At 58.7% G+C, this 21,560-nt stretch carries 25 protein-coding genes and 1 tRNA gene; 3 read left to right on the top strand and 23 right to left on the bottom strand.

The features are described 5' to 3' along the window. Positions 1–21 precede the first annotated feature (21 nt). From ispG to trmJ, 15 genes are all read right to left on the bottom strand, one after another. Positions 22–1,131, bottom strand: a complete 1,110-nt coding sequence (gene ispG, locus GIV35_RS07545) for a flavodoxin-dependent (E)-4-hydroxy-3-methylbut-2-enyl-diphosphate synthase (RefSeq protein WP_003175952.1) — start codon at positions 1,129–1,131, stop codon at positions 22–24. 2 nt (positions 1,132–1,133) lie between these two features. Beyond that, positions 1,134–2,120 (bottom strand): RodZ domain-containing protein, encoded by a 987-nt coding sequence (locus GIV35_RS07540; RefSeq protein ID WP_105228358.1) that lies wholly within the window; start codon positions 2,118–2,120, stop codon positions 1,134–1,136. Beyond that, a complete protein-coding gene (pilW, locus tag GIV35_RS07535; RefSeq protein WP_105228359.1) occupies positions 2,120–2,878 on the bottom strand; it encodes a type IV pilus biogenesis/stability protein PilW in 759 nt (252 codons plus the stop codon). The genes GIV35_RS07540 and pilW overlap by 1 nt, the downstream gene beginning before the upstream one ends. A 12-nt stretch (positions 2,879–2,890) precedes the next feature. Beyond that, positions 2,891–4,039 (bottom strand): 23S rRNA (adenine(2503)-C(2))-methyltransferase RlmN, encoded by a 1,149-nt coding sequence (gene rlmN, locus GIV35_RS07530; protein WP_003194014.1) that lies wholly within the window; start codon positions 4,037–4,039, stop codon positions 2,891–2,893. 29 nt (positions 4,040–4,068) lie between these two features. Continuing rightward, positions 4,069–4,494: a nucleoside-diphosphate kinase gene (gene ndk, locus GIV35_RS07525; protein WP_003175956.1), complete on the bottom strand. Its 426-nt coding sequence runs from the start codon at positions 4,492–4,494 to the stop codon at positions 4,069–4,071. Positions 4,495–4,585: 91 nt separating this feature from the next. Next, entirely contained in the window at positions 4,586–4,786 is a 201-nt protein-coding gene (gene iscX / locus GIV35_RS07520) for a Fe-S cluster assembly protein IscX (RefSeq protein ID WP_236264668.1), read from the bottom strand. Between the two features lie 14 nt (positions 4,787–4,800). Continuing rightward, a complete protein-coding gene (gene fdx, locus GIV35_RS07515) occupies positions 4,801–5,142 on the bottom strand; it encodes an ISC system 2Fe-2S type ferredoxin (protein ID WP_032895388.1) in 342 nt (113 codons plus the stop codon). A 3-nt stretch (positions 5,143–5,145) separates the two neighbouring features. Next, positions 5,146–7,008: a Fe-S protein assembly chaperone HscA gene (hscA, locus tag GIV35_RS07510; protein WP_236264667.1), complete on the bottom strand. Its 1,863-nt coding sequence runs from the start codon at positions 7,006–7,008 to the stop codon at positions 5,146–5,148. Positions 7,009–7,059: 51 nt separating this feature from the next. Further along, complete coding sequence (gene hscB, locus GIV35_RS07505) at positions 7,060–7,581, bottom strand: co-chaperone HscB (protein ID WP_034128027.1); 522 nt, start codon at positions 7,579–7,581, stop codon at positions 7,060–7,062. An 8-nt stretch (positions 7,582–7,589) separates the two neighbouring features. After that, entirely contained in the window at positions 7,590–7,913 is a 324-nt protein-coding gene (gene iscA, locus GIV35_RS07500) for an iron-sulfur cluster assembly protein IscA (RefSeq protein WP_003209680.1), read from the bottom strand. 28 nt (positions 7,914–7,941) lie between these two features. After that, positions 7,942–8,328 carry a Fe-S cluster assembly scaffold IscU gene (gene iscU, locus GIV35_RS07495; protein ID WP_003175965.1) on the bottom strand — a complete coding sequence of 129 codons (387 nt, stop codon included), beginning with the start codon at positions 8,326–8,328 and terminating at the stop codon, positions 7,942–7,944. A 99-nt stretch (positions 8,329–8,427) separates the two neighbouring features. After that, positions 8,428–9,642 (bottom strand): IscS subfamily cysteine desulfurase, encoded by a 1,215-nt coding sequence (locus tag GIV35_RS07490; protein ID WP_003194019.1) that lies wholly within the window; start codon positions 9,640–9,642, stop codon positions 8,428–8,430. A 50-nt stretch (positions 9,643–9,692) separates the two neighbouring features. Further along, positions 9,693–10,184 (bottom strand): Fe-S cluster assembly transcriptional regulator IscR, encoded by a 492-nt coding sequence (iscR, locus tag GIV35_RS07485; RefSeq protein ID WP_003194020.1) that lies wholly within the window; start codon positions 10,182–10,184, stop codon positions 9,693–9,695. Between the two features lie 286 nt (positions 10,185–10,470). Further along, entirely contained in the window at positions 10,471–11,256 is a 786-nt protein-coding gene (gene cysE / locus GIV35_RS07480; protein ID WP_034128028.1) for a serine O-acetyltransferase, read from the bottom strand. 2 nt (positions 11,257–11,258) lie between these two features. Beyond that, positions 11,259–12,029 (bottom strand): tRNA (cytosine(32)/uridine(32)-2'-O)-methyltransferase TrmJ, encoded by a 771-nt coding sequence (gene trmJ, locus GIV35_RS07475; RefSeq protein WP_213154193.1) that lies wholly within the window; start codon positions 12,027–12,029, stop codon positions 11,259–11,261. A gap of 145 nt (positions 12,030–12,174) precedes the next feature. On the opposite strand from trmJ, the gene suhB reads away from it, so the two are divergent. Continuing rightward, the gene (gene suhB, locus GIV35_RS07470) at positions 12,175–12,990 is read left to right on the top strand and encodes a type III secretion system regulator SuhB (protein WP_223023360.1); all 816 of its coding nucleotides are present in this window, start codon (positions 12,175–12,177) and stop codon (positions 12,988–12,990) included. A gap of 202 nt (positions 12,991–13,192) precedes the next feature. On the opposite strand, the gene GIV35_RS07465 is transcribed toward suhB, so the two are convergent. The 6 genes from GIV35_RS07465 to queA all read right to left on the bottom strand — a co-directional run bounded on the left by GIV35_RS07465 (position 13,193) and on the right by queA (position 19,266). Next, positions 13,193–13,735, bottom strand: coding sequence for a glycine zipper 2TM domain-containing protein (locus GIV35_RS07465; RefSeq protein WP_003194023.1), 543 nt, complete (start codon positions 13,733–13,735; stop codon positions 13,193–13,195). A 123-nt stretch (positions 13,736–13,858) separates the two neighbouring features. Continuing rightward, positions 13,859–14,773, bottom strand: a complete 915-nt coding sequence (gene secF / locus GIV35_RS07460) for a protein translocase subunit SecF (RefSeq protein ID WP_223023361.1) — start codon at positions 14,771–14,773, stop codon at positions 13,859–13,861. Positions 14,774–14,782: 9 nt separating this feature from the next. After that, positions 14,783–16,651, bottom strand: a complete 1,869-nt coding sequence (gene secD / locus GIV35_RS07455) for a protein translocase subunit SecD (protein ID WP_003194025.1) — start codon at positions 16,649–16,651, stop codon at positions 14,783–14,785. A 62-nt stretch (positions 16,652–16,713) separates the two neighbouring features. Further along, entirely contained in the window at positions 16,714–17,052 is a 339-nt protein-coding gene (yajC, locus tag GIV35_RS07450; protein WP_003175975.1) for a preprotein translocase subunit YajC, read from the bottom strand. A 43-nt stretch (positions 17,053–17,095) separates the two neighbouring features. Continuing rightward, positions 17,096–18,211, bottom strand: a complete 1,116-nt coding sequence (gene tgt, locus GIV35_RS07445) for a tRNA guanosine(34) transglycosylase Tgt (RefSeq protein WP_032803964.1) — start codon at positions 18,209–18,211, stop codon at positions 17,096–17,098. A 5-nt stretch (positions 18,212–18,216) separates the two neighbouring features. Continuing rightward, complete coding sequence (queA, locus tag GIV35_RS07440) at positions 18,217–19,266, bottom strand: tRNA preQ1(34) S-adenosylmethionine ribosyltransferase-isomerase QueA (RefSeq protein ID WP_236264665.1); 1,050 nt, start codon at positions 19,264–19,266, stop codon at positions 18,217–18,219. A 108-nt stretch (positions 19,267–19,374) separates the two neighbouring features. On the opposite strand from queA, the gene GIV35_RS07435 reads away from it, so the two are divergent. Both GIV35_RS07435 and GIV35_RS07430 read left to right on the top strand, forming a co-directional pair. Then, positions 19,375–19,459 (top strand) — tRNA-Leu (locus GIV35_RS07435). Positions 19,460–19,542: 83 nt separating this feature from the next. Next, entirely contained in the window at positions 19,543–19,872 is a 330-nt protein-coding gene (locus GIV35_RS07430) for a hypothetical protein (RefSeq protein WP_096143345.1), read from the top strand. On the opposite strand, the gene GIV35_RS07425 is transcribed toward GIV35_RS07430, so the two are convergent. Together GIV35_RS07425 and GIV35_RS07420 are read right to left on the bottom strand one after the other, a co-directional pair. After that, complete coding sequence (locus GIV35_RS07425; protein ID WP_223023362.1) at positions 19,843–20,481, bottom strand: LysE/ArgO family amino acid transporter; 639 nt, start codon at positions 20,479–20,481, stop codon at positions 19,843–19,845. The two genes, GIV35_RS07430 and GIV35_RS07425, sit on opposite strands and share 30 nt — an antisense overlap. Before the next feature lie 26 nt (positions 20,482–20,507). Next, positions 20,508–21,560 (bottom strand): 2OG-Fe(II) oxygenase family protein (locus tag GIV35_RS07420; RefSeq protein WP_236264664.1); only part of this gene is annotated, 1,053 nt, incomplete at its 5' end.

Here is a 21,560-nt window from a genome sequence, read left to right as displayed (position 1 = left end):
CAGATCCTTAAATTCGTTCAATCAGCCGCGAGCGATCAGCGCTGCGTCAGCGGCGACCTTCTCGGCCGCTTTCTCGCGGATCAGCTTTTCCAGCTCATCCACCAGATTGTCATTCGTTAGCTTCTGCGACGGTTTGCCGTCGATGTAAATCAGGTTCGGTGTGCCACCCGTCAGGCCCACGTGGGCCTCTTTGGCCTCACCCGGCCCGTTGACCACACAACCGATCACTGCGACATCCAGCGGCACCAGCAGGTCTTCCAGGCGCAACTCCAGGTCGTTCATGGTTTTCACCACGTCGAAGTTCTGCCGCGAGCAGCTCGGGCAGGCGATGAAGTTGATACCACGGGAACGCAAACGCAGGGACTTGAGAATGTCGTAGCCGACCTTCACTTCCTCTACGGGGTCTGCCGCCAGGGAGATGCGGATAGTATCGCCAATCCCTTCGGCGAGCAGCATACCGAGACCCACCGCAGATTTCACTGTGCCTGAGCGCAAACCGCCCGCTTCAGTGATACCCAGGTGCAGCGGTTGCACGATTTCCTTGGCCAGCAGGCGATAGGCTTCCACGGCCATGAACACGTCCGAGGCCTTTACGCTGACCTTGAAGTCCTGGAAATTCAGGCGTTCAAGGTGTTCAACGTGGCGCAGTGCCGACTCAACCAGCGCTGCCGGAGTGGGCTCGCCGTATTTCTTTTGCAGGTCTTTTTCCAGGGAGCCGGCGTTGACGCCGATACGGATCGGAATACCGCGATCACGGGCAGCGTCCACCACGGCACGCACGCGGTCTTCACGCCCGATATTGCCGGGGTTGATACGCAGGCAGTCCACACCCAGTTCGGCCACGCGCAATGCGATCTTGTAGTCGAAGTGAATATCGGCAACCAGTGGGACCTTGACCAACTGCTTGATACGACCAAAGGCCTCGGCTGCGTCCATGTCCGGAACGGACACCCGCACGATATCCACGCCAGCCGCTTCCAGACGATTGATCTGGGCAACAGTGGCGGCCACGTCGTTAGTGTCGCTGTTGGTCATGCTCTGCACTGCAATGGGGGCGTCGCCACCCACCGGCACCGAGCCGACCCAGATCTTGCGCGATACGCGACGTTTGATTGGAGATTCGCCGTGCATGACTATTGTCCCAACTTGAGGCGAGCAGTCTCGCCACTGGTGAACGGCGCCACGTCTACAGGCTGGCCGTTGTAGGCCACTTGCGCGCCACGGGCAAAGCCCAGACGCAGCGTCAAAGGAGGCTTGCCGCTCTGGTCAAGCGTATCTCCCTTACGCTTCAAACCGCTGAACAGCACTTTGCCGTTGCCATCGGTGACCTGCGTCCAGCAGTCAGCGATGAAGGTAATTTGTACGCGCCCATCACCGGCGATCAATGCCGGGGTGGTGGGAGGCGACAGCGCCGGCGCTGCGGGTGCGGCTGGCGCAGGGGTCGCAGGTGCGGGCGTTGGAACCGCCGGAGCCTGGGCCACAGGTGCTGCCGGAGCGGTCGGAACAGCCGGAGCCGGTACCGCAGCAGGGGCCGTGCCAGCGTCTGGCGCGGGTTGTTCGGCAGTGGCCGGCGCTTGCGGCGCAGCTTGCCCCTCTACCACGGCCTGGTCTTCCGGCTCGTCCAGGGGGTGAATCTGGGTGGTGCCGTCGGCGCTTTCGACTTCGACATGTTCCATGGCGTTGCTGGTCAGGTCTTTGTTGCGCTGGGAGGTCTGGTCTTGCCACCAGACAAAACCGCCGCCGACCACGGCAATCAGCAACAACAGGCTGACAATCCGCAAAATGGTGTGGGAAACGCGCGTGGGCTCTTCGATGCGCCCCAACCCATGGACATTACTGCCCTGGGCGTCGGTGCCGGTGAACTGGTCGAACGCCTGGACCAGCACGGCTTGGTCGATACCCAGCAATTTTGCATAAGCGCGGATATAGCCGCGGGCAAAAGTGTGCCCAGGCAGCTTGTCGAACGCGCCGGCTTCCAGATTGGCCAACGAGGTACTGGTCAAATTGAGCTTGAGGGCCACTTCAGCCAGCGACCAACCATTGCTTTCGCGGGCCTGGCGCAAGGTTTCGCCTGGGTTGACGCGATTAGCTGCTACATCTTCCGGGTGCGCGGCTTTCATCATTGCTCCGACAGGTATTGCTGATATTCCGGCGTACCGGGATAGAGTCGTTCGAGTTGCTGGCCAAAACGTGCGGCCGTGTCGTGTTCTTCATGAACCGTCGCCAGGCGCACACCGAGCAATAGACTACGTGCATTTTGCCCGCTGAGCAGGCTAAAACGCTCGTAATAGTCACGTGCCGGCACATAATGCCTGTCTTCGTAAGACAACTCAGCCATTTCGAGCAATGCCCGTGGCTGTCGACTGTTCAGGTGCAGGGCTTTTTCCAACTGCTGGCGAGCGCTGTCGCGCTGACCGAGGCGCATCGAGGTCACACCGAGGTTCTCGAACACCCGCGAACGTTGCGGGTAGAGGGTATCGGTGGCAGCTTGCTGGAAATAACGTGACGCCAGGTCGTACCGCTGCTGTTCGAACAGGAAACTGCCGTAGTTGTTCAGCAGCCGCGGATCGGCAGGGCGGGAGGCCAGGGCCTTGTGGAAATAGCGGTCGGCCAGCTCGGGCTCGGCCTGAGCCTGAAACACCAAGGCCAGCGCGGCGTTGGCATCGGCATCATCGGCGTCCAGCTCAAGGGCCTTTTTCAACGGCACCTTGGCCTGCTCGCTCATGCCTTGGCGCAGATACCCCAAACCCAGTTGCACATAGGCAACTCGCGCCTCATCACGGCCTTTATCAGTGCGCAACGGGCTGTCATGGCCCGATGAAACGCAACCGGCCACGAGGCCGGTAAACAGTAAAAGCAGCGCAAGGCGCAAGGGCATAGAGATCCTCTCTCAGATTCGATTCACAGCGATTTGCGGCAAATCTTCAGCGGCGTTAAGTTCGCGCACGGCGATATAACGTTCACTGCGGCGGGTGCGGTCCATCACCTGCCCTACCAATTGGCCACACGCGGCATCGATGTCTTCACCACGAGTGGTTCGCACAGTGACGTTATAGCCGGCCTGGTGCAGTTGATCCTGGAAACGACGGATGGCGTTGTTGCTCGGCCGCTCGTAGCCAGAATGAGGAAACGGGTTGAACGGGATCAAGTTGATCTTGCACGGGGTGTCCTTGAGCAATTCGATCATCTCGACCGCGTGCTCCAACTTGTCGTTGACGTCCTTGAGCATGGTGTACTCAATGGTCAGCACACGCTTCTCACCCAGGGTCGCCATATAACGCTGGCACGACTCGAGCAGCATCTTAAGCGGATATTTCTTGTTGATCGGCACCAATTGGTTACGCAATGCGTCATTAGGTGCGTGCAGCGACAACGCGAGGGAGACGTCGATGTGCTTGGCCAGCTCATCGATCATCGGTACCACGCCGGAGGTCGACAGGGTCACACGGCGCTTGGAGATGCCGTAGCCCAGGTCGTCCATCATCAGGTGCATGGCCGCAATCACGTTGTCGAAGTTCAGCAGCGGCTCACCCATGCCCATCATCACCACGTTGGTGATGGCACGGTCGACGGTCGCCGGGACGCTGCCAAAGGATTTATTGGCAATCCACACCTGGCCGATGACTTCGGCGGCGGTGAGGTTGCTATTGAAGCCTTGCTTGCCGGTGGAGCAGAAACTGCAGTCCAGGGCACAGCCTGCCTGGGACGAAACGCACAAAGTGCCACGTTTGCCCTGGGGAATGTACACGGTCTCGACACAGCTACCGGACGCCACGCGCACGACCCACTTACGGGTACCGTCGCTGGAAATGTCCTCGCTGACCACTTCGGGACCACGCACCTCGGCAATGGCCTTGAGCTTGTCGCGCAGGGCCTTGCTGACGTTCGTCATGGCGTCGAAATCGTCGACGCCAAAGTGGTGAATCCACTTCATTACCTGACCGGCACGGAAACGCTTCTCCCCGATTGAGTCGAAGAATTTCTCCATTTCCGGCTGAGTCAGACCCAGCAGGTTGGTTTTAACAGTCGATGTAGTCATGGATTCACCCTCACTCTTTAAGCCGATGCTTAGCGAGCGGTTACTTCAGTAGCAGCGAAAAAGTACGAGATTTCGCGAGCAGCAGCAGCTTCGGAGTCCGAGCCGTGAACAGCGTTGGCGTCGATGGATTCAGCGAAGTCAGCACGGATGGTGCCAGCAGCCGCTTCTTTAGGGTTGGTAGCGCCCATCAGCTCACGGTTCAGAGCGATAGCGTTTTCGCCTTCCAGAACCTGAACAACAACAGGACCGGAGATCATGAAGGCAACCAGGTCGCCGAAGAAGCCACGAGCGCTGTGCTCAGCGTAGAAGCCTTCAGCTTCAGCCTTGGACAGTTGCTTGAGTTTCGAAGCTACAACCTTCAGGCCGGCTTTTTCGAAACGAGTGGTGATCTCGCCGATGACGTTTTTTGCAACAGCGTCAGGCTTGATGATGGAGAAAGTACGTTGAACAGCCATGATGTAACTCCAGAAACGGTAATTTACGAAAAATTAAACCCGCGAATTATACGCGGGTTATTGGGTATTGCCTAACTGCGTAAAGGAGGCGTCAGTCCTGTTCTTCTTTCCAGGCAGTCTGAATAGCTTCCAGAACCTTTTCGCCGACGCGATCACGCTCATCTTCGAACCCGGGCAATGCCATGACCATGTCACGCAAAGCTACAAAGTTCAGGGAGTAAGGATCCAGATCCGGGTTGCCATCGGCCAACAGGATAGCGATCTCTTGCACATCAACCCATTTAAGACTCATGACACTTCCTTGAATCAATGCGGCGCTTCAGCCGCATGGTTAAGCGAATATTTCGGAATTTCGACGGTGAGGTCTTCAGTCCCCACTTTCGCCTGGCAACTCAGGCGCGACGTCGGTTCCAGCCCCCACGCCCTATCAAGATAGTCTTCTTCCAGGTCATCAGCCTCATTGAGGCTGTCGAAACCTTTACGAATGATGCAGTGACAGGTGGTGCAGGCATTGACGCCGCCACAGGCACTTTCGATCTCGATATGATTGTCATGGGCGACGTCGAGCAGGGACTTGCCGGTCTCAGCCTCCACGACCATGCCCTCAGGGCAATGTTCGGCGTGCGGTAGAAAAGTGACCTGCGGCATCAGTTATTCCTCAATTTCATTCAGGTTGCGGCCCGCCAGCGCGGCTTTAACCGTCTGATCCATGCGGCGGGCAGCAAAGGCATCAGTCACTTGCGACAGGCGCTTGGTCTGTTGCTCGATGGCGTAGCCATCGTTGCCTTTCATCAGTTCGGCCAGTTCCTGCATTTGCAGGTCGATGACCATGCGTTCTTCGGCATCCAGCAGGCGCTCGCCGTCGGCTTCAAGGGCACCCTGCACCGCTTCAAGCAGGCGCTGAGCATCCACTTGCTGCTCGCGCAATACGCGGGCGACCTTGTCGTCACCGGCATACTGGAACGAATCCTTGAGCATCTTGGCGATTTCGCCATCGGTGAGGCCGTAGGACGGCTTGACCTGGATGCTGGCTTCAACGCCCGAACCCAGTTCGCGGGCGGCCACGTTGAGCAAGCCATCGGCATCGACCTGAAAGGTCACGCGAATCTTCGCCGCGCCCGCCACCATGGCCGGGATGCCACGCAATTCAAAGCGCGCCAGGGAGCGGCAGTCGCTGATCAGCTCGCGCTCACCTTGCAGCACATGAATCATCATGGCCGTCTGGCCGTCTTTGTAGGTAGTGAAATCCTGGGCGCGAGCAACGGGGATGGTGGTATTACGCGGAATCACCTTCTCCATCAGGCCGCCCATGGTTTCAAGGCCCAGGGACAACGGGATCACGTCGAGCAACAGCAGTTCGCCGCCGTCTCGCTTGTTACCAGCCAGGGTATCGGCCTGGATGGCAGCGCCGATGGCGACGACTTGATCCGGGTCGATTTCGGTCAATGGTTGGCGCCCAAAGGCTTCGGCTACCGCTTCACGCACGCGCGGCACGCGGGTGGAACCACCTACCATGACCACTGCGCCAACGTCTTCCAACTCGATACCGGAATCACGCACAGCACGACGGCAGGCTTTGAGGCTGCGGGCGACCATCGGCTCGATCAGCGCATCAAAGGCTTCGCGAGTCAGTGGCGCCGACCAGTTACCGTAGCAAACATCAACAGAAGCAGCGTCAGTCAGCGCCTCTTTGGCCGCACAGGCAGTTTGCAGCAGGTTGCGCTGCGCGCCTGGGTCCAGGTCGGCCGACAAGCCGGCACTGCTAATGATCCAGCCAGCAATGGCGTGATCGAAATCATCGCCACCCAAAGCGCTGTCGCCGCCGGTCGCGAGCACTTCAAACACACCGCCGGTCAGGCGCAAGATCGAAATATCGAAGGTGCCGCCGCCCAGATCATAAATAGCGACCAGGCCTTCAGCGTGCTGATCGAGGCCGTAGGCCACAGCCGCCGCGGTCGGCTCGTTGAGCAAGCGCAGCACGTTCAGGCCGGCAAGTTTCGCCGCGTCCTTGGTGGCTTGACGCTGGGCGTCATCGAAATACGCCGGAACGGTGATAACCGCCCCTACCAGCTCACCACCCAAGGTGTTTTCCGCACGCTGGCGCAGCACCTTGAGGATATCGGCCGACACTTCCACCGGGCTCTTGGGCCCTTGGACAGTGTCGATGAACGGCATATGGGACTCGCCGCCGACAAAGCGGTACGGCAGTTGGTCACCCAATTGCTTGACGTCGGACAACCCACGACCCATCAAGCGCTTGACCGACAACACCGTGTTCAGGGGGTCTGCGGACGCGGCGAGCTTGGCCGATTCGCCCACTTCAGTGCGGTCGGCGTGATAACGCACGGCGGACGGCAGGATCACCTGCCCATCAGCGTCAGGCAGTGGCTCGGACAGGCCGCTGCGCAAGGCAGCAACCAGGGAATTGGTGGTGCCCAGGTCAATCCCGACCGCCAGGCGACGCTGGTGCGGTTGAGGGCTTTGGCCGGGTTCGGCGATTTGCAGTAGAGCCATGGTAATCAGGTCTTATCTGTCTATCAGGCGTGCATCACGGGCAGCACTGGGTTAATCGTCGAGGCGCTCTTCTAGCTGGCGCACTTCGTAGGTGAGCTTGTCGAGAAACTGCATGCGCCGCATCAGGCGTTCGGCCTGTTCGCGTTGCGCCGCATCATCCCAACAGGCTGCGAAGCTTTCGTTGAGCTCATCCTGGGCGGTTTTCAGACGACGCTTGAAGACCGCAACACCGGCTATATCGGCTTCGTCCTGCAAGTCTTCGAGCTCTTCGCGCCACTGCATCTGCTGCATGAGGAAGTCCGGATCGTGAACCGTAACCTCCAACGGCAACTCGCCACCGTTCAGCGCGAGCAGGTAACGCGCGCGTTTCGCGGGGCTTTTGAGCGTCTGATAGGCTTCGTTGAGGCTGGCCGATTGCTCAAGGGCCAAGCGCTGCTCACGCTCGGAAGCGTCAGCGAAGCGGTCCGGATGCACCCCACGCGCCAATTCACGGTAGCGCGTGGCGAGCTGCTCAAGGTCCAGCCGAAAGCTCGGCTGCAGCTCGAATAAAGCGAAATGACAAGGAGTACCCACGAGTAGCCTCAGATGTTGAAGCTTTCGCCGCAGCCACATTCACCGCGCACGTTAGGGTTGTTGAACTTGAAGCCTTCGTTCAACCCTTCCTTGACGAAATCGAGTTCGGTGCCGTCCAGGTAGGTCAGGCTCTTGGGGTCGATGATCACTTTCTCGCCGTGACTTTCGAACACCTGATCCTCTTCAACCACCTCGTCGACAAACTCCAGCACGTAGGCAAGGCCGGAACAGCCCGTGGTGCGTACACCCAGACGAATCCCCTCACCTTTACCGCGCCCATTCAGGGAGCGGCGAATGTGCTGCGCAGCCGCTTCTGTCATGCTGATAGCCATCGTTGACTCCTTACTCGTCGCCAAATGCTTAGATCAAGCCTTTCTTCTGCTTGTAGTCGCGAACGGCTGCCTTGATGGCATCTTCAGCGAGTACGGAGCAGTGGATTTTCACTGGCGGCAACGCCAGTTCTTCGGCCAGCTGGGTGTTGCTGATGGTGACAGCCTCATCCAGGGTCTTGCCTTTCATCCATTCGGTCGCCAGGGAGCTGGAGGCGATAGCCGAACCGCAGCCGTAAGTCTTGAATTTGGCGTCTTCGATAACGCCAGCATCATTGACCTTGATCTGCAGGCGCATTACATCGCCGCACGCCGGGGCGCCGACCATGCCGGTGCCGACATCTGGATCTTCCGCGTTCATCTTGCCGACGTTGCGCGGGTTTTCGTAGTGGTCGATGACCTTTTCGCTGTAAGCCATGGTACTGAATCCTCACTCATCAGGGCCGCTCTGGAACCCTGTAGAAACGCCTGCGTTTTCCGCCACGTTCCTACAGAGCTTGGGTGGCGGCTTCTATAGTTAGTGTGCCGCCCACTCGATCTTGGAAATATCGACACCGTCTTTGTACATGTCCCACAGTGGCGACAGAACGCGCAGCTTGTTGACGGCTTCGCAGACCTTCTGCGCGGCGTAGTCGACTTGCTCTTCAGTGGTGAAGCGGCCGAACGTAAAGCGGATAGAGCTGTGGGCCAGTTCGTCGTTGCGGCCCAGGGCTCGCAGCACGTACGAAGGCTCAAGGGACGCCGAGGTGCAGGCCGAACCTGACGAAACCGCCAGGTCCTTGAGCGCCATGATCAGCGACTCGCCTTCAACGTAGTTGAAGCTCAAATTCAGGTTGTGCGGTACACGAGCGGTCATGCTGCCGTTGATGTACAGCTCTTCAAGGTTTTCGACCTGCTTGTAGAAGCGATCGCTCAGGGCCTTGATGCGCACGTTTTCGGCAGCCATGTCTTCCTTGGCTACACGGAAAGCTTCGCCCATGCCGACGATCTGGTGGGTCGCCAGGGTGCCCGAACGCATGCCGCGCTCGTGACCGCCGCCGTGCATGGTGGCTTCGATGCGCACGCGAGGCTTGCGGCTCACGTACAGCGCGCCGATGCCTTTAGGGCCGTAAGTCTTGTGGGCAGAGAACGACATCAGGTCGACTTTCAGCTTGGACAGGTCGATATCGACCTTGCCGGTGGACTGAGCAGCGTCGACGTGCAGCAACACACCCTTGGAGCGGGTCAGCTCGCCGATGGCGGCGATGTCGTTGATCGTGCCAATTTCGTTGTTCACGTGGATCACCGAAACCAGGATGGTGTCTTCACGCATCGCAGCTTCGATCATGGCAGGGGTGACGATACCGTCGGTGGTTGGCTCAAGGTAGGTGACCTCGAAACCTTCACGCTCCAGTTGGCGCATGGTGTCCAGGACAGCCTTGTGCTCAATCTTGGTGGTGATCAGGTGTTTGCCTTTGGTCGCGTAGAAATGCGCCGCGCCCTTGATAGCCAGGTTGTCGGACTCGGTGGCACCGGAGGTCCAGACGATTTCGCGCGGGTCGGCATTGACCAGGTCAGCGACCTGGCGACGAGCGTTCTCGACCGCTTCCTCGGCTTTCCAGCCGAATACGTGGGAACGGGAGGCCGGGTTGCCGAAGTTTCCGTCGACCAGCAGGCATTCGCTCATTTTTTGCGCGACACGCGGATCAACCGGGGTGGTCGCTGAGTAATCAAGGTAAATCGGCAATTTCATGGACTTTCTCCTAAATCAGGCTGGCTGGCGTGCCGTTAGCTCTTCGGCTGTCACTCGACGGCGGACGCTTCGATCTTGTCCAGACGCGGCGCCTTGGTGTTGCAACGGCGCTGGTCCTGACGCTGGGCTACTTCTTGCACCTCACGGCGAGTCACAAGATCAGCCAAGCTGATACCACTCAAAAACTCATGGATCTGCAGGCTCAAGTCACACCACAAGTGGTGCGTCAGGCAGGTGTCGCCGGCATGGCAGTCACCCAAACCCTGGCATTTGGTGGCATCGACGGATTCGTTGACCGCGTCGATCACCTGGGCCACCTGAATGCCCTGCATGTCGCGGGACAACTGATAGCCGCCACCCGGACCGCGAACGCTGGAAACCAGATTGCTACGGCGCAATTTGGCGAACAACTGCTCGAGATAGGACAGGGAAATGCCTTGGCGCTCGGAGATATCGGCCAGGGACACCGGCCCAGTTTGCGCGTGCAAGGCCAAGTCGAGCATGGCGGTCACCGCGTATCGGCCTTTTGTAGTCAGTCTCATGGACAAGTACCAAGGTGTTTCAGAATGGGAGCAAGTATGCGATTCCCGAGTATTTAAGTCAACTATAAGACCTAGTACTTTAGTCAGGATTACCCGTAAAAGGGCGCGCGAATCATAGCAGGATGGGGTGGGATCGAACAGCGTAACCAAGCCTGCTGCAAGGCCACCGGGCCAATGGAGATCAAATGTGGGAGCTGGCTTGCCTGCGATTGCGGTGGACCAGCAATCTATAAGCAAGCTGATAGACAGCTATCGCAGGCAAGCCAGCTCCCACAAGAGACCGCGTTCAGCCTGCCTTGGTGGTAGCGGCTTCGTCCTTGATTTCAGCAAAATCTTCTTCACGCAGTTCAGGCAAGTCTTTGGCACAGTACGGGCTGCCCAACTCCTTCAGCGCCCCGCACATACCCTCCAGCTTGCCGTCCACTGCTTGCAGATGATCAAGCAATTGACCAATCGCACGAGCCACCGGGTCGGGCATATCTTCACTGACGCCATAGGCATCGAAACCAATCTTCTCGGCCATCGCCTTGCGCTTGGCCTCTTGCTCATCACCGACTTGCGGCTTGACGATGATGCGGCCTGGAATACCCACAACCGTGGCACCCGGCGGCACAGCCTTGGTCACTACCGCGTTGGAGCCAACCTTGGCGCCGGCACCCACGGTAAACGGCCCGAGCACCTTGGCGCCCGCCCCTACTACCACTCCATCGCCCAGCGTTGGGTGGCGCTTACCCTTATTCCAGGTGGTGCCGCCCAGGGTCACGCCCTGATAGAGGGTGACGTCATCGCCGATCTCGGCCGTCTCGCCAATCACGATACCCATGCCGTGGTCGATAAAGAACCGACGACCCACCTTGGCACCCGGGTGGATCTCGATACCGGTCAACCAACGCCCAAAGTTCGATACCAGCCGCGCCAGCCACTTCCAGCCCATGCCCCACAGGGCGCCGGACAAGCGATGGATCCAGATCGCGTGCATGCCCGGGTAGCAGGTCAGCACTTCAAAGGCGTTGCGCGCCGCCGGGTCACGGTGGAAAACACTTTGGATATCTTCTCGCAAACGCTCGAACATTTTTAATCCTTCCGCTCAAGAAGCTCACCACGGGCCGCTTTCTGGGTTTCCGTGAGGATGCCACGCAATATGTTCATTTCAGCCCGGCTCACCGAGCTGCGGCCGTACAAACGACGCAGGCGCGCCATCAAGTGACGTGGCTTTTCAGGGTCGAGAAATTCGATGGCGACCAGGGTTTGCTCCAGGTGCTCATAGAACCGCTCCAGCTCGTCCATGGTGGCCAACTCGCCACTTTTGGTCGATGCAACCTCGTCCTTTTCCATTTTGCTCGGCTGGCCAGCAGCGGCCAGCCAGGCCATGCGCACTTCATAAGTCAGCACCTGCACCGCAGCCCCGAGGTTCAGCGAGCTGAACTCAGGGTCTGAGGGAATATGCACGTGGTAATGACATCGCTGTAGCTCTTCGTTGGTCAGGCCGGAGTCTTCACGGCCGAATACCAAGGCGATTTCAGCACCGCCAGCAGCCTCTTCCACCACTTTGGTGCCGCATTCACGCGGATCCAGCAGCGGCCAAGGGATACGACGATCACGGGCGCTGGTGCCGAGCACCAGATTGCAGCCGACCAAGGCATCCTCCAAGGTGGCGACCACTTGGGCATTTTCAAGCAAGTCATTGGCGCCGGACGCACGGGCATCAGCCTCGTGGTGCGGGAATACCCGCGGTTCGACCAGCACCAGGCGCGTCAGCCCCATGTTTTTCATGGCTCGCGCCACCCCGCCGATGTTGCCGGGATGACTGGTATTGACCAAGACGACACGAATGTTTTGCAGCAAGGGAGGCGCTCGCGGACACAGGAAAGGGGAGCAAATCTTACAGAACCGCCTAAGGTTATGCCATGAAAGCGAACGTCGTCCTTCACCTGAGGAAAGTTTCTGCTAGAATGCTCGGCTTTCTTTAACAACCTTAGGTGACCTATCCATGCAGCCCATGCTGAATATCGCGCTGCGCGCCGCCCGCAGCGCCAGTGAATTGATCTTCCGCTCCATCGAGCGCCTGGATACCATCAAGGTCGACGAAAAAGACGCCAAGGATTATGTATCCGAGGTGGATCGCGCCGCCGAACAGAAAATCATCGACGCCCTGCGCAAGGCCTACCCTAGCCACGGCATCCTCGGTGAAGAAACCGGCCTGCACAAAGGCAGTGGCGAAGGCGAAGACTACCTGTGGATCATCGACCCACTGGATGGCACCACCAACTTCCTGCGCGGCATCCCGCATTTTGCCGTGAGCATCGCCTGCAAATACCGTGGCCGCCTGGAACACGCCGTTGTGCTGGACCCGGTTCGCCAGGAAGAATTCACCGCCAGCCGTGGCCGTGGCGCCCAACTGAACGGCCGCCGCCTGCGTGTCAGCGGCCGCACCAGCCTGGAAGGCGCCCTGCTGGGTACCGGCTTCCCGTTCCGTGACGACCAGATGGACAACCTGGAGAACTACCTGGGCATGTTCCGCGCCCTGGTTGGCCAGACCGCCGGCATCCGCCGTGCCGGTGCAGCCAGCCTGGACCTGGCGTATGTCGCCGCCGGTCGCTTTGATGCGTTCTGGGAGTCGGGCCTGTCCGAGTGGGACATGGCAGCAGGCGCCCTGCTGATTCAGGAAGCGGGCGGCCTGGTGAGCGACTTCACCGGCGGTCATGACTTCCTGGAGAAAGGCCACGTCGTGGCTGGCAACACCAAATGCTTCAAGGCAGTACTGACGGCGATCCAGCCGCACCTGCCGGCTTCGCTGAAGCGCTAAGCGAGCGAGCACAAAAAAAGCACCCCGCGGGGTGCTTTTTTTATGCGTGGGATTTAGCAAAAAACCAATTCCAACTGACTCAATCCAATGTGGGAGCTGGCTTGCCTGCGATGGCGGGCTGCCAGCCAACTGATTAGTTACTGACCCACCGCTATCGCAGACAAGCCAGCTCCCACACTTGGATCGAAACCAGACCTGGGGATTACTGCTGGTTCTGACCGAGGATCAGACGACCTTCCTTATCGACCGGGATCTGGCTGCCAGGGTCGCGCTCCATGCGTACAGTGCCTTCCTTGCCGTCCAGGTTGTAACGCACGTCATAACCGACCACCTTGTCACTGATGTCATTAACGGTGTTACAGCGAGTTTGCGTAGTGGTGTAGGTATCGCGGTTCTGCATACCTTCCTGAACCTTGTTACCGGCGTAGCCACCACCGACCGCACCGGCCACGGTGGCCAGCTTCTTACCGTTACCGCCACCAATCTGGTTGCCCAGCAGGCCACCCGCAAGGGCACCCACCACGGTACCGGCGATTTGATGTTGGTCCTGCACCGGACGCTGCCGGGTCACAGTGACGTCCTTGCAGACCTCACGCGGGGTTTTGATCTGGGTTTTAACCGGCTGCACCGCCAGTACTTGCGCATACTCAGGGCCGCTTTTTACCAGGCTGTAGGTGGCAACAGCGCCTCCGGCAGTCACACCGACAGCACCCAATACCGCACCAACCAGCAACGACTTGTTCACATGAACCTCCTGACCATCACAAGCGGACCGAAAGATCCGCGCTATACCCAGCCTTGGAGCAAAAAAAATGGCGCGAGTTCAATACTCGCGCCTTTCTTGTAACAGCGGATCAACAAACGCCCATCAAGGACGGTCGTCGACCTCCTTGTCGGTAGCGGCAGGAGGGATCAAGTCTTCGCTGTTGAGGTTCAGCCAGATCAGCACCACGTTCGCGATGTAGATCGACGAGTAGGTACCCGCCAGAACGCCGATAAACAGCGCCAGGGAGAAGCCCCACAGGTTGTCACCACCGAAGATCATCAGCGCAGCAATCGCCAGCAAGGTGGAGATCGACGTCGCCATGGTCCGCAGCAGGGTCTGGGTGGTGGAGATGTTGATGTTCTCGATCAACGTCGCCTTGCGCAGCACCCGGAAGTTCTCACGAACCCGGTCGAATACCACGATGGTGTCGTTGAGCGAGTAACCAATGATCGCCAGCACGGCCGCCAACACGGTCAGGTCGAAGGTGATCTGGAAGTAGGCCAGGATACCCACGGTCACGATCACGTCGTGGATCAGCGACACAATGGCGCCAACCCCGAACTTCCACTGAAAGCGGAAGGCCAGGTAGATCATGATGCCGACCAGCGCCATCAGCATGCCGAGGCCGCCCTGGTCGCGCAGCTCTTCACCCACTTGCGGGCCGACGAACTCGACGCGCTTGACCGATGCCGGGTTGTCGCCACCCACCTTTTGCAAGGCCTCGGCTACCTGGTGACCCAGTTGCGGGTCTTCGCCAGGCATGCGCACCAGCAGATCGGTGGTGGCGCCGAAGCTCTGCACAACGGCTTCGTGATAGCCGGCCTTGACCAGCTCGCTGCGCACCAGGGTAACGTCGGCCGGCTTCTCGTAGGTCAGCTCGATGAGCGTACCGCCGGTGAAGTCCAGGCCGTAGTTCAGACCCTTATGGAACCAGCTGAACAACGCCAGAACGGTAAGGAGCACGGTGACGCCGAACGCAACGTTGCGAACGCCCATGAAGTTGATTGTACGTAACATGGCAGCCCCTTAAATCCACAACTTCTTGAAGTCACGCCCGCCAAAGATCAGGTTGACCATTGCGCGGGTCACCATGATGGCCGTGAACATCGAGGTAAAGATCCCGAGGGACATGGTCACCGCAAAGCCTTTCACCGGGCCCGTGCCCATGGCGAAGAGAATCCCGCCGACCAGCAATGTGGTCAGGTTGGAGTCGAGGATCGCGGTAAATGCCCGGCCGAAGCCTTCGTTGATTGCACGCTGCACGGTCATGCCGGCGGCGATCTCTTCACGAATTCGCGAGAAGATCAGCACGTTGGCGTCCACCGCCATACCCATGGTGAGTACGATACCGGCGATACCTGGCAGGGTCAGTGTGGCGCCCAGCAACGACATCAAGGCCAGCAGCATCACCATGTTGCCCGCGAGGGCGACAGTGGCGATCACACCAAAGAAGCGGTAGATGGCGATGATGAACAGCGACACGAACAACATGCCCCACAGCGCCGCATCGACACCCTTGGTGATGTTGTCGGCACCCAGGCTCGGGCCGATGGTACGTTCTTCAGCGAAGTACATCGGTGCCGCCAGGCCACCGGCACGCAGCAGCAACGCCAGCTCGGAAGACTCGCCCTGGCCGTTCAGGCCAGTGATACGGAACTGAGCACCCAGAGGCGACTGGATGGTCGCCAGGCTGATGATCTTCTTCTCTTCCTTGAAGGTCTGCACCGGCACGTCTTTCTCGACGCCGTTGACCATCTGCTTGGTGTAGGTGGTCACCGGGCGCTGCTCGATGAAGATCACCGCCATGCTGCGACCGACGTTGCTGCGCGTGGCGCGGCTCATCAGTTCACCACCGTGGCCATCCAGACGGATGTTCACTTCAGGCGTGCCGTGCTCGCCGAACCCGGCCTTTGCGTCGGTCACCTGGTCACCGGTGATGATCAAGCCACGCTCGATCAGCGCTGGAGGGCGGTTGCCTTCGCGGAATTCGAATTCTTCGGAAGTGGCACGCGTAGCGCCTGGGTCTGCCGCGAGACGGAACTCCAGGTTGGCGGTCTTGCCGAGGATACGCTTGGCTTCAGCGGTGTCTTGTACGCCTGGCAGCTCAACCACGATGCGGTTGGCGCCCTGGCGCTGCACGATCGGCTCGGCGACACCCAGCTCGTTGACGCGGTTACGGACCGTGGTCAAGTTCTGCTTGATGGAGTATTCGCGGATTTCAGCGATCTTGGCCGGGCTCATCGCCAGACGCAGTACCGCTTGGCCGTTCAGGTCGGCAGGCACGATGTCGAAGTCATTGAAGTTCTTGCGGATCAGCGCACGGGCCTGTTCGCGGGATGCTTCGTCAGCAAAGCCCAGCTGGATAGCGCCGTTGAGCTGCGGCAGGCTGCGATAACGCAGCTTCTCTTTGCGCAGCAGGCTCTTCACGTCGCCTTCGTAGACTTTCAGACGTGCGTCCAGGGCCTTGTCCATGTCGACTTCCAGCAGGAAGTGCACACCACCGGACAAGTCCAGACCCAGCTTCATCGGGTGCGCGCCAATGCTGCGCAGCCATTGTGGCGTGGTCTGGGCCAGGTTGAGCGCGACAACGTAGTCGTCACCCATGGCCTTGCGTACGACATCCTTGGCCGGCAATTGGTCTTCTTGCTTGGTCAGGCGCAACAAGCCGCCTTTGGAACCAGCCGCCAAGGTTGCCGCTTTAACCTGGATACCCGCGTCATTGAGCGCTTTGCTCGCACGGTCCAGATCAGCCTGATTGACCTGCAGCGAAGTGCTGGCGCCAGAGATCTGGATCGCCGGGTCATCAGGATAGAGATTGGGAGCGGAATAAATAAAACCGATCGCCAGCACCGCCAGGATCAGTACGTATTTCCACAGAGGGTATTTGTTCAGCATCACGCCGCCCGCTTATAACGCGGGGCGCCTTGCGCGCCCCGTCGATTGGTAAAGGTTGTTACTCAGATCGCTTTGAGCGTGCCTTTAGGCAGCGTGGCGGCGATGGCGCCCTTCTGGAACTTCATTTCCACGGTGTCGGAGACTTCCAGTACCACGAAAGCATCGGAAACCTTGGTGATCTTGCCGGCGATACCGCCAGTGGTCACGACTTCGTCGCCTTTTTGCAGGCTGCCCAGCAGGTTTTTCTGCTCTTTGGCGCGCTTGGCCTGTGGACGCCAGATCATCAGGTAGAAAATGACCAGGAAGCCGACCAGGAAAATCCACTCGAAACCACCGCCCATAGGGCCGGCAGCAGCAGGCGCAGCGGCGTCAGCCATAGCGTTAGAGATAAAAAAGCTCATTTAGCACTCCAGTTGCAAATAGTGAATCTTAGGGTCGGAAAACTCAGTCCAAGGGCGGCACAGGGAGGCCACGCTTGGCATAGAAGGCATCGACGAAGGCGGCCAATGTACCCTGTTGAATAGCCTCGCGCAAACCAGCCATCAGGACTTGGTAATGACGCAAATTGTGGATGGTATTCAACATGCTACCCAGCATTTCCCCACACTTGTCCAGATGGTGCAGATAAGCACGGGAGAAGTTCTGGCAGGTGTAGCAGTCACAGGTAGGATCCAGCGGCGAATCATCATGGCGATGGAACGCGTTACGGATTTTCAGCACGCCTGTATCGATGAACAGATGCCCGTTGCGGGCATTACGGGTTGGCATCACGCAATCGAACATGTCCACACCGCGGCGCACACCCTCTACGAGATCTTCCGGTTTGCCAACGCCCATAAGGTAACGAGGTTTGTCTGCGGGCATCAGGCCTGGCAGGTAATCGAGCACCTTGATCATTTCGTGCTTGGGCTCGCCCACCGACAAACCGCCGATGGCCAGGCCGTCGAAGCCGATCTTGTCGAGGCCTTCCAGCGAGCGTTTGCGCAGGCTTTCATGCATGCCGCCCTGGACAATACCGAACAGCGCCGCCGTGTTATCGCCATGGGCGTTCTTCGAACGCTGGGCCCAACGCAGCGACAGCTCCATGGAGATACGCGCCACGTCTTCATCGGCCGGGTACGGTGTGCACTCGTCGAAAATCATCACGATGTCCGAGCCCAGGTCGCGCTGTACCTGCATCGACTCTTCCGGACCCATGAACACCTTGGCGCCGTCGACCGGCGAGGCGAAGGTCACGCCCTCTTCCTTGATCTTGCGCATGGCGCCCAGGCTGAACACCTGGAAACCACCGGAGTCGGTGAGGATCGGGCCTTGCCACTTCATGAAGTCATGCAGGTCGCCATGCTTCTTGATCACTTCCGTGCCCGGGCGCAGCCACAGGTGGAAGGTATTGCCGAGGATAATCTCGGCACCGGTGGCGACGATGTCGCGCGGCAACATGCCTTTGACGGTGCCGTAGGTGCCGACCGGCATGAAGGCCGGGGTCTCCACAGTGCCGCGCGGGAAGGTCAGGCGGCCGCGACGGGCTTTGCCGTCCGTAGCGAGCAATTCAAACGACATACGACTCATAAGTTGTCCTCAGGGCCGCGCGGCGCCGGGTTACGGGTGATAAACATCGCATCACCGTAGCTGAAAAAACGGTACTCGTTAGCAATGGCGGCCTGGTAGGCAGCCATGGTTTCCGGGTAACCGGCAAATGCCGACACCAGCATCAACAGCGTGGATTCCGGCAAATGGAAGTTGGTGACCAGGCAATCGACCACATGAAAGGGTCGCCCTGGAAAAATGAAGATATCGGTGTCGCCACTGAACGGCTTGAGCACGCCATCACGCGCTGCACTCTCCAGCGAACGCACACTGGTGGTGCCCACAGCAACCACTCGACCGCCACGCGCCTTGCACGCCGCCACCGCATCCACCACGTCCTGGCTGACTTCCAGCCACTCGCTGTGCATATGGTGGTCTTCGATGTTATCCACACGCACCGGCTGAAACGTACCGGCCCCCACGTGCAGAGTCACATAGGCCGTGTCGACGCCCTTGGCGGCAATCGCATCCAGCAATGGCTGGTCGAAATGCAGCCCGGCAGTCGGGGCGGCGACGGCGCCGAGGCGCTGTGAGTACACGGTCTGATAGCGCTCGCGGTCCGCGTCTTCATCGGGGCGGTCTATATAAGGAGGCAACGGCATATGGCCGACGCGCTCCAACAACGGCAACACTTCTTCGGCAAACTTGAGCTCGAACAAGGCATCGTGGCGCGCGACCATCTCGGCTTCGCCACCGCCCTCAATCAAGATGCTCGACCCCGGTTTGGGCGATTTGCTGGAGCGCACATGGGCGAGCACGCGGTGGCTGTCCAGCACCCGCTCCACCAGGACTTCCAGCTTGCCGCCGGATGCTTTCTGGCCAAACAGCCGCGCCGGAATCACCCGGGTATTGTTGAAAACCATCAGATCGCCTGGGCGCAAATGCTCAAGCAAATCAGTGAATTGACGGTGTGCGAGGGCACCGCTGACCCCGTCCAGGGTCAGCAGTCGACTGGCGCGACGCTCGGCCAAAGGGTGGCGAGCGATCAGCGAATCAGGGAGCTCAAAAGTAAAGTCAGCAACGCGCATGATGGGGTTCGTCTAGCAGGGCCGGGAAGTCTAGCGGAAATAGTGAAAATAGACCATGAAACGTGATTGACCAACGGTAATCTCATCTCTATACTTCGCCGCCATTGAGCCCTGATGGCGGAATTGGTAGACGCGGCGGATTCAAAATCCGTTTTCGAAAGGAGTGGGAGTTCGAGTCTCCCTCGGGGCACCATCTTAAAGAAAGACCTTGAAATTCAAGGTCTTTTTTTTCGCCTGCAAAAAAGTGCCAGGCGTGGCAGTGGAGGGAGCGGGACCATGGAGTTGACGCTTGAAGCGGTTGCGTTGTTTGCGTTGAAGCTGGTGCATGAGACTGACGACGGCAGCCCGTTGCTGCGCGATGATCCCGTGATGGAGGGCTATGATCGCGAGGTGTTTGGGTTGTTGGTGCGCCAGGGAAACCTGGCCGAGATCCAAGTGAAGCTCGATGAATGCATCACCCAGGCGTTGATTGCATTGGGCGGAACGGACAGCGTGCTCGGGCGTGAATTGCAAAGGCTATCCACCGATGTAAAAAACATCTCTCGCCTTGATGAATTGATCTGCCCGCTGACCGTTCTAAAGGGCTATCTGAAAGATGTGCAATGAATCGGTAATCAGGGTAACGGCCAGGTACACCATCAATACCGCCACCCCTGCATCCAGCCAACGCCAGACCGCTGGCTTGCGAAACAATACCGTCAACCGCTGACAGCACAGCGCCAACACCACGAACCACACGAGTGATGCCGTCATGGCGCCTGTCGCGAACAGTGCCTGTTGGCCCGCAGGTTTCGTGGCCCCGATAGAACCAATCAGCACCACGGTATCCAGCCATGCATAAGGGTTGGCAAAGCCGAGTATGACCGCCGAGCGTAATAGCCCTCTTTGCGAATTGCCACCTTGAGCATCCGGCATGGACTGATCCCGGATGCAAGCCAACAGACGCTGGCCACCAAACCAAAGCAGATAGGCCGCGCCGGACAACAGCAATAGCGCCATCACCTCAGACCGACTTCCCAACAACGAACCTACACCCGTGACCCCGAAAGCGATCAGGAAAATATCGGCCAATACGCAAATAGCGACAACGCCCCAGATCGGCCCGCGACCGACACCTTGGCGGATCACCAAGGTGTCTTTCGGGCCAGGGGCGGCGAACAGTCCGATACCCAAGAGCAAACCTTCGATGTAAAGGGCATTGAAGTGAGGAAACATGGACTGTTCGAGCCCTCCAGGACTATTTAGCGCAGTTGAATCGGTTGATTACCGAAACCGGTATGACGAGCATTCACAGTACTGCCCAGGTCAATGGATTTCTGGCGGTAAAAGGTCGTTAGCAACTGATCCGGATTGGGGTTTGCAAAGTAGATCAATGAGCTTCTGGCAACCGGTTTGCTAGGTGCAAGTACAGCATGGTAGGCGGCAGGCACGGCATGATCAGAGAGTTCTGTCAGCAATGAACCCGCCAGCACCGCGACCTCGTTCTCCAAAAGGCGTACCGGCTCCAATGATCGTCCTTTCATCAAAACCAGCCCTTCGCGGGTAGGCTTGATAAACGAAAGCATATGCCCGTCTTCATGAGGGTCCTGGGCATATTTACGAGAACTGTCTTTGGCCTGTGGACCATAGACACACAACTGGATGTACGATGCAGAGCGAAAGGGGGTCAAGGATTGAACGCCAAACTCCTCGCAAATGCCATCCATCACTCCCTGGGCCAACTCGCTCATCTGTCGTTCAAAACTGCCGACTGCGACAACGAAAGTACTTCGGGTGAATTCGAAAGCGGTTCTTTTTGAAGCGTGCGCGGGCCAGTAACAAAACCGCTCGCACAGGTCCGGGTGATCCTCGGCGAGGGAGTACTCGGCGCCAAAAGGGAAAAAACCATCCGTGTCCTGGGCAAAGGAAAACTCATCCTTGATGGCCTGGGGAATGGCCGAATAGCCATCAATGATCTTTTTGTAGTCCTGCAACATCGCATCAGGAATTTGCAGGATGCCAAAGCCTGATCGGGCAATGGATTCACAGCACGCTTTCATTGGACTCATAGCTATATCCACAAATAGATGTAAAGGAATGCAACACACACAAGGTTCGCAAGCATGTGAGAAACCGCGACACTGGATATGCCAACCAAACCGGGACCTATCCATGTCTTTCACAACGTCGCCAGCAAGACCAAAGTCTGAATCGCTATGTAACCGTGACGGCGTGCAGGTTGTCCTTTTTGGCTTACAAGATGACGACTTCCACTGGAAACGGGTTTGCAAAATATGAGCATCAAAACTGGCGAT

The organism is Pseudomonas sp. PA-1-6B, assembly GCF_021609545.1.
GTDB lineage: Bacteria > Pseudomonadota > Gammaproteobacteria > Pseudomonadales > Pseudomonadaceae > Aquipseudomonas > Aquipseudomonas fluorescens_BV.
The sequence above is the reverse complement of the archived record's forward strand: the minus strand, read 5'-3'. Positions and strand labels throughout refer to the sequence as shown.

Bases quoted from the DNA above. Each gene is read 5' to 3' on its own strand.
- ispG (WP_003175952.1), bottom strand. From the start codon at position 1,131: ATGCACGGCGAATCTCCAATCAAACGTCGCGTATCGCGCAAGATCTGG.
- GIV35_RS07540 (WP_105228358.1), bottom strand. From the start codon at position 2,120: ATGAAAGCCGCGCACCCGGAAGATGTAGCAGCTAATCGCGTCAACCCA.
- pilW (WP_105228359.1), bottom strand. From the start codon at position 2,878: ATGCCCTTGCGCCTTGCGCTGCTTTTACTGTTTACCGGCCTCGTGGCC.
- rlmN (WP_003194014.1), bottom strand. From the start codon at position 4,039: ATGACTACATCGACTGTTAAAACCAACCTGCTGGGTCTGACTCAGCCG.
- ndk (WP_003175956.1), bottom strand. From the start codon at position 4,494: ATGGCTGTTCAACGTACTTTCTCCATCATCAAGCCTGACGCTGTTGCA.
- iscX (WP_236264668.1), bottom strand. From the start codon at position 4,786: ATGAGTCTTAAATGGGTTGATGTGCAAGAGATCGCTATCCTGTTGGCC.
- fdx (WP_032895388.1), bottom strand. From the start codon at position 5,142: ATGCCGCAGGTCACTTTTCTACCGCACGCCGAACATTGCCCTGAGGGC.
- hscA (WP_236264667.1), bottom strand. From the start codon at position 7,008: ATGGCTCTACTGCAAATCGCCGAACCCGGCCAAAGCCCTCAACCGCAC.
- iscA (WP_003209680.1), bottom strand. From the start codon at position 7,913: ATGGCTATCAGCATGACAGAAGCGGCTGCGCAGCACATTCGCCGCTCC.
- iscU (WP_003175965.1), bottom strand. From the start codon at position 8,328: ATGGCTTACAGCGAAAAGGTCATCGACCACTACGAAAACCCGCGCAAC.
- GIV35_RS07490 (WP_003194019.1), bottom strand. From the start codon at position 9,642: ATGAAATTGCCGATTTACCTTGATTACTCAGCGACCACCCCGGTTGAT.
- iscR (WP_003194020.1), bottom strand. From the start codon at position 10,184: ATGAGACTGACTACAAAAGGCCGATACGCGGTGACCGCCATGCTCGAC.
- cysE (WP_034128028.1), bottom strand. From the start codon at position 11,256: ATGTTCGAGCGTTTGCGAGAAGATATCCAAAGTGTTTTCCACCGTGAC.
- suhB (WP_223023360.1), top strand. From the start codon at position 12,175: ATGCAGCCCATGCTGAATATCGCGCTGCGCGCCGCCCGCAGCGCCAGT.
- secF (WP_223023361.1), bottom strand. From the start codon at position 14,773: ATGTTACGTACAATCAACTTCATGGGCGTTCGCAACGTTGCGTTCGGC.
- secD (WP_003194025.1), bottom strand. From the start codon at position 16,651: ATGCTGAACAAATACCCTCTGTGGAAATACGTACTGATCCTGGCGGTG.
- yajC (WP_003175975.1), bottom strand. From the start codon at position 17,052: ATGAGCTTTTTTATCTCTAACGCTATGGCTGACGCCGCTGCGCCTGCT.
- tgt (WP_032803964.1), bottom strand. From the start codon at position 18,211: ATGTCGTTTGAATTGCTCGCTACGGACGGCAAAGCCCGTCGCGGCCGC.
- queA (WP_236264665.1), bottom strand. From the start codon at position 19,266: ATGCGCGTTGCTGACTTTACTTTTGAGCTCCCTGATTCGCTGATCGCT.
- GIV35_RS07430 (WP_096143345.1), top strand. From the start codon at position 19,543: ATGGAGTTGACGCTTGAAGCGGTTGCGTTGTTTGCGTTGAAGCTGGTG.
- GIV35_RS07425 (WP_223023362.1), bottom strand. From the start codon at position 20,481: ATGTTTCCTCACTTCAATGCCCTTTACATCGAAGGTTTGCTCTTGGGT.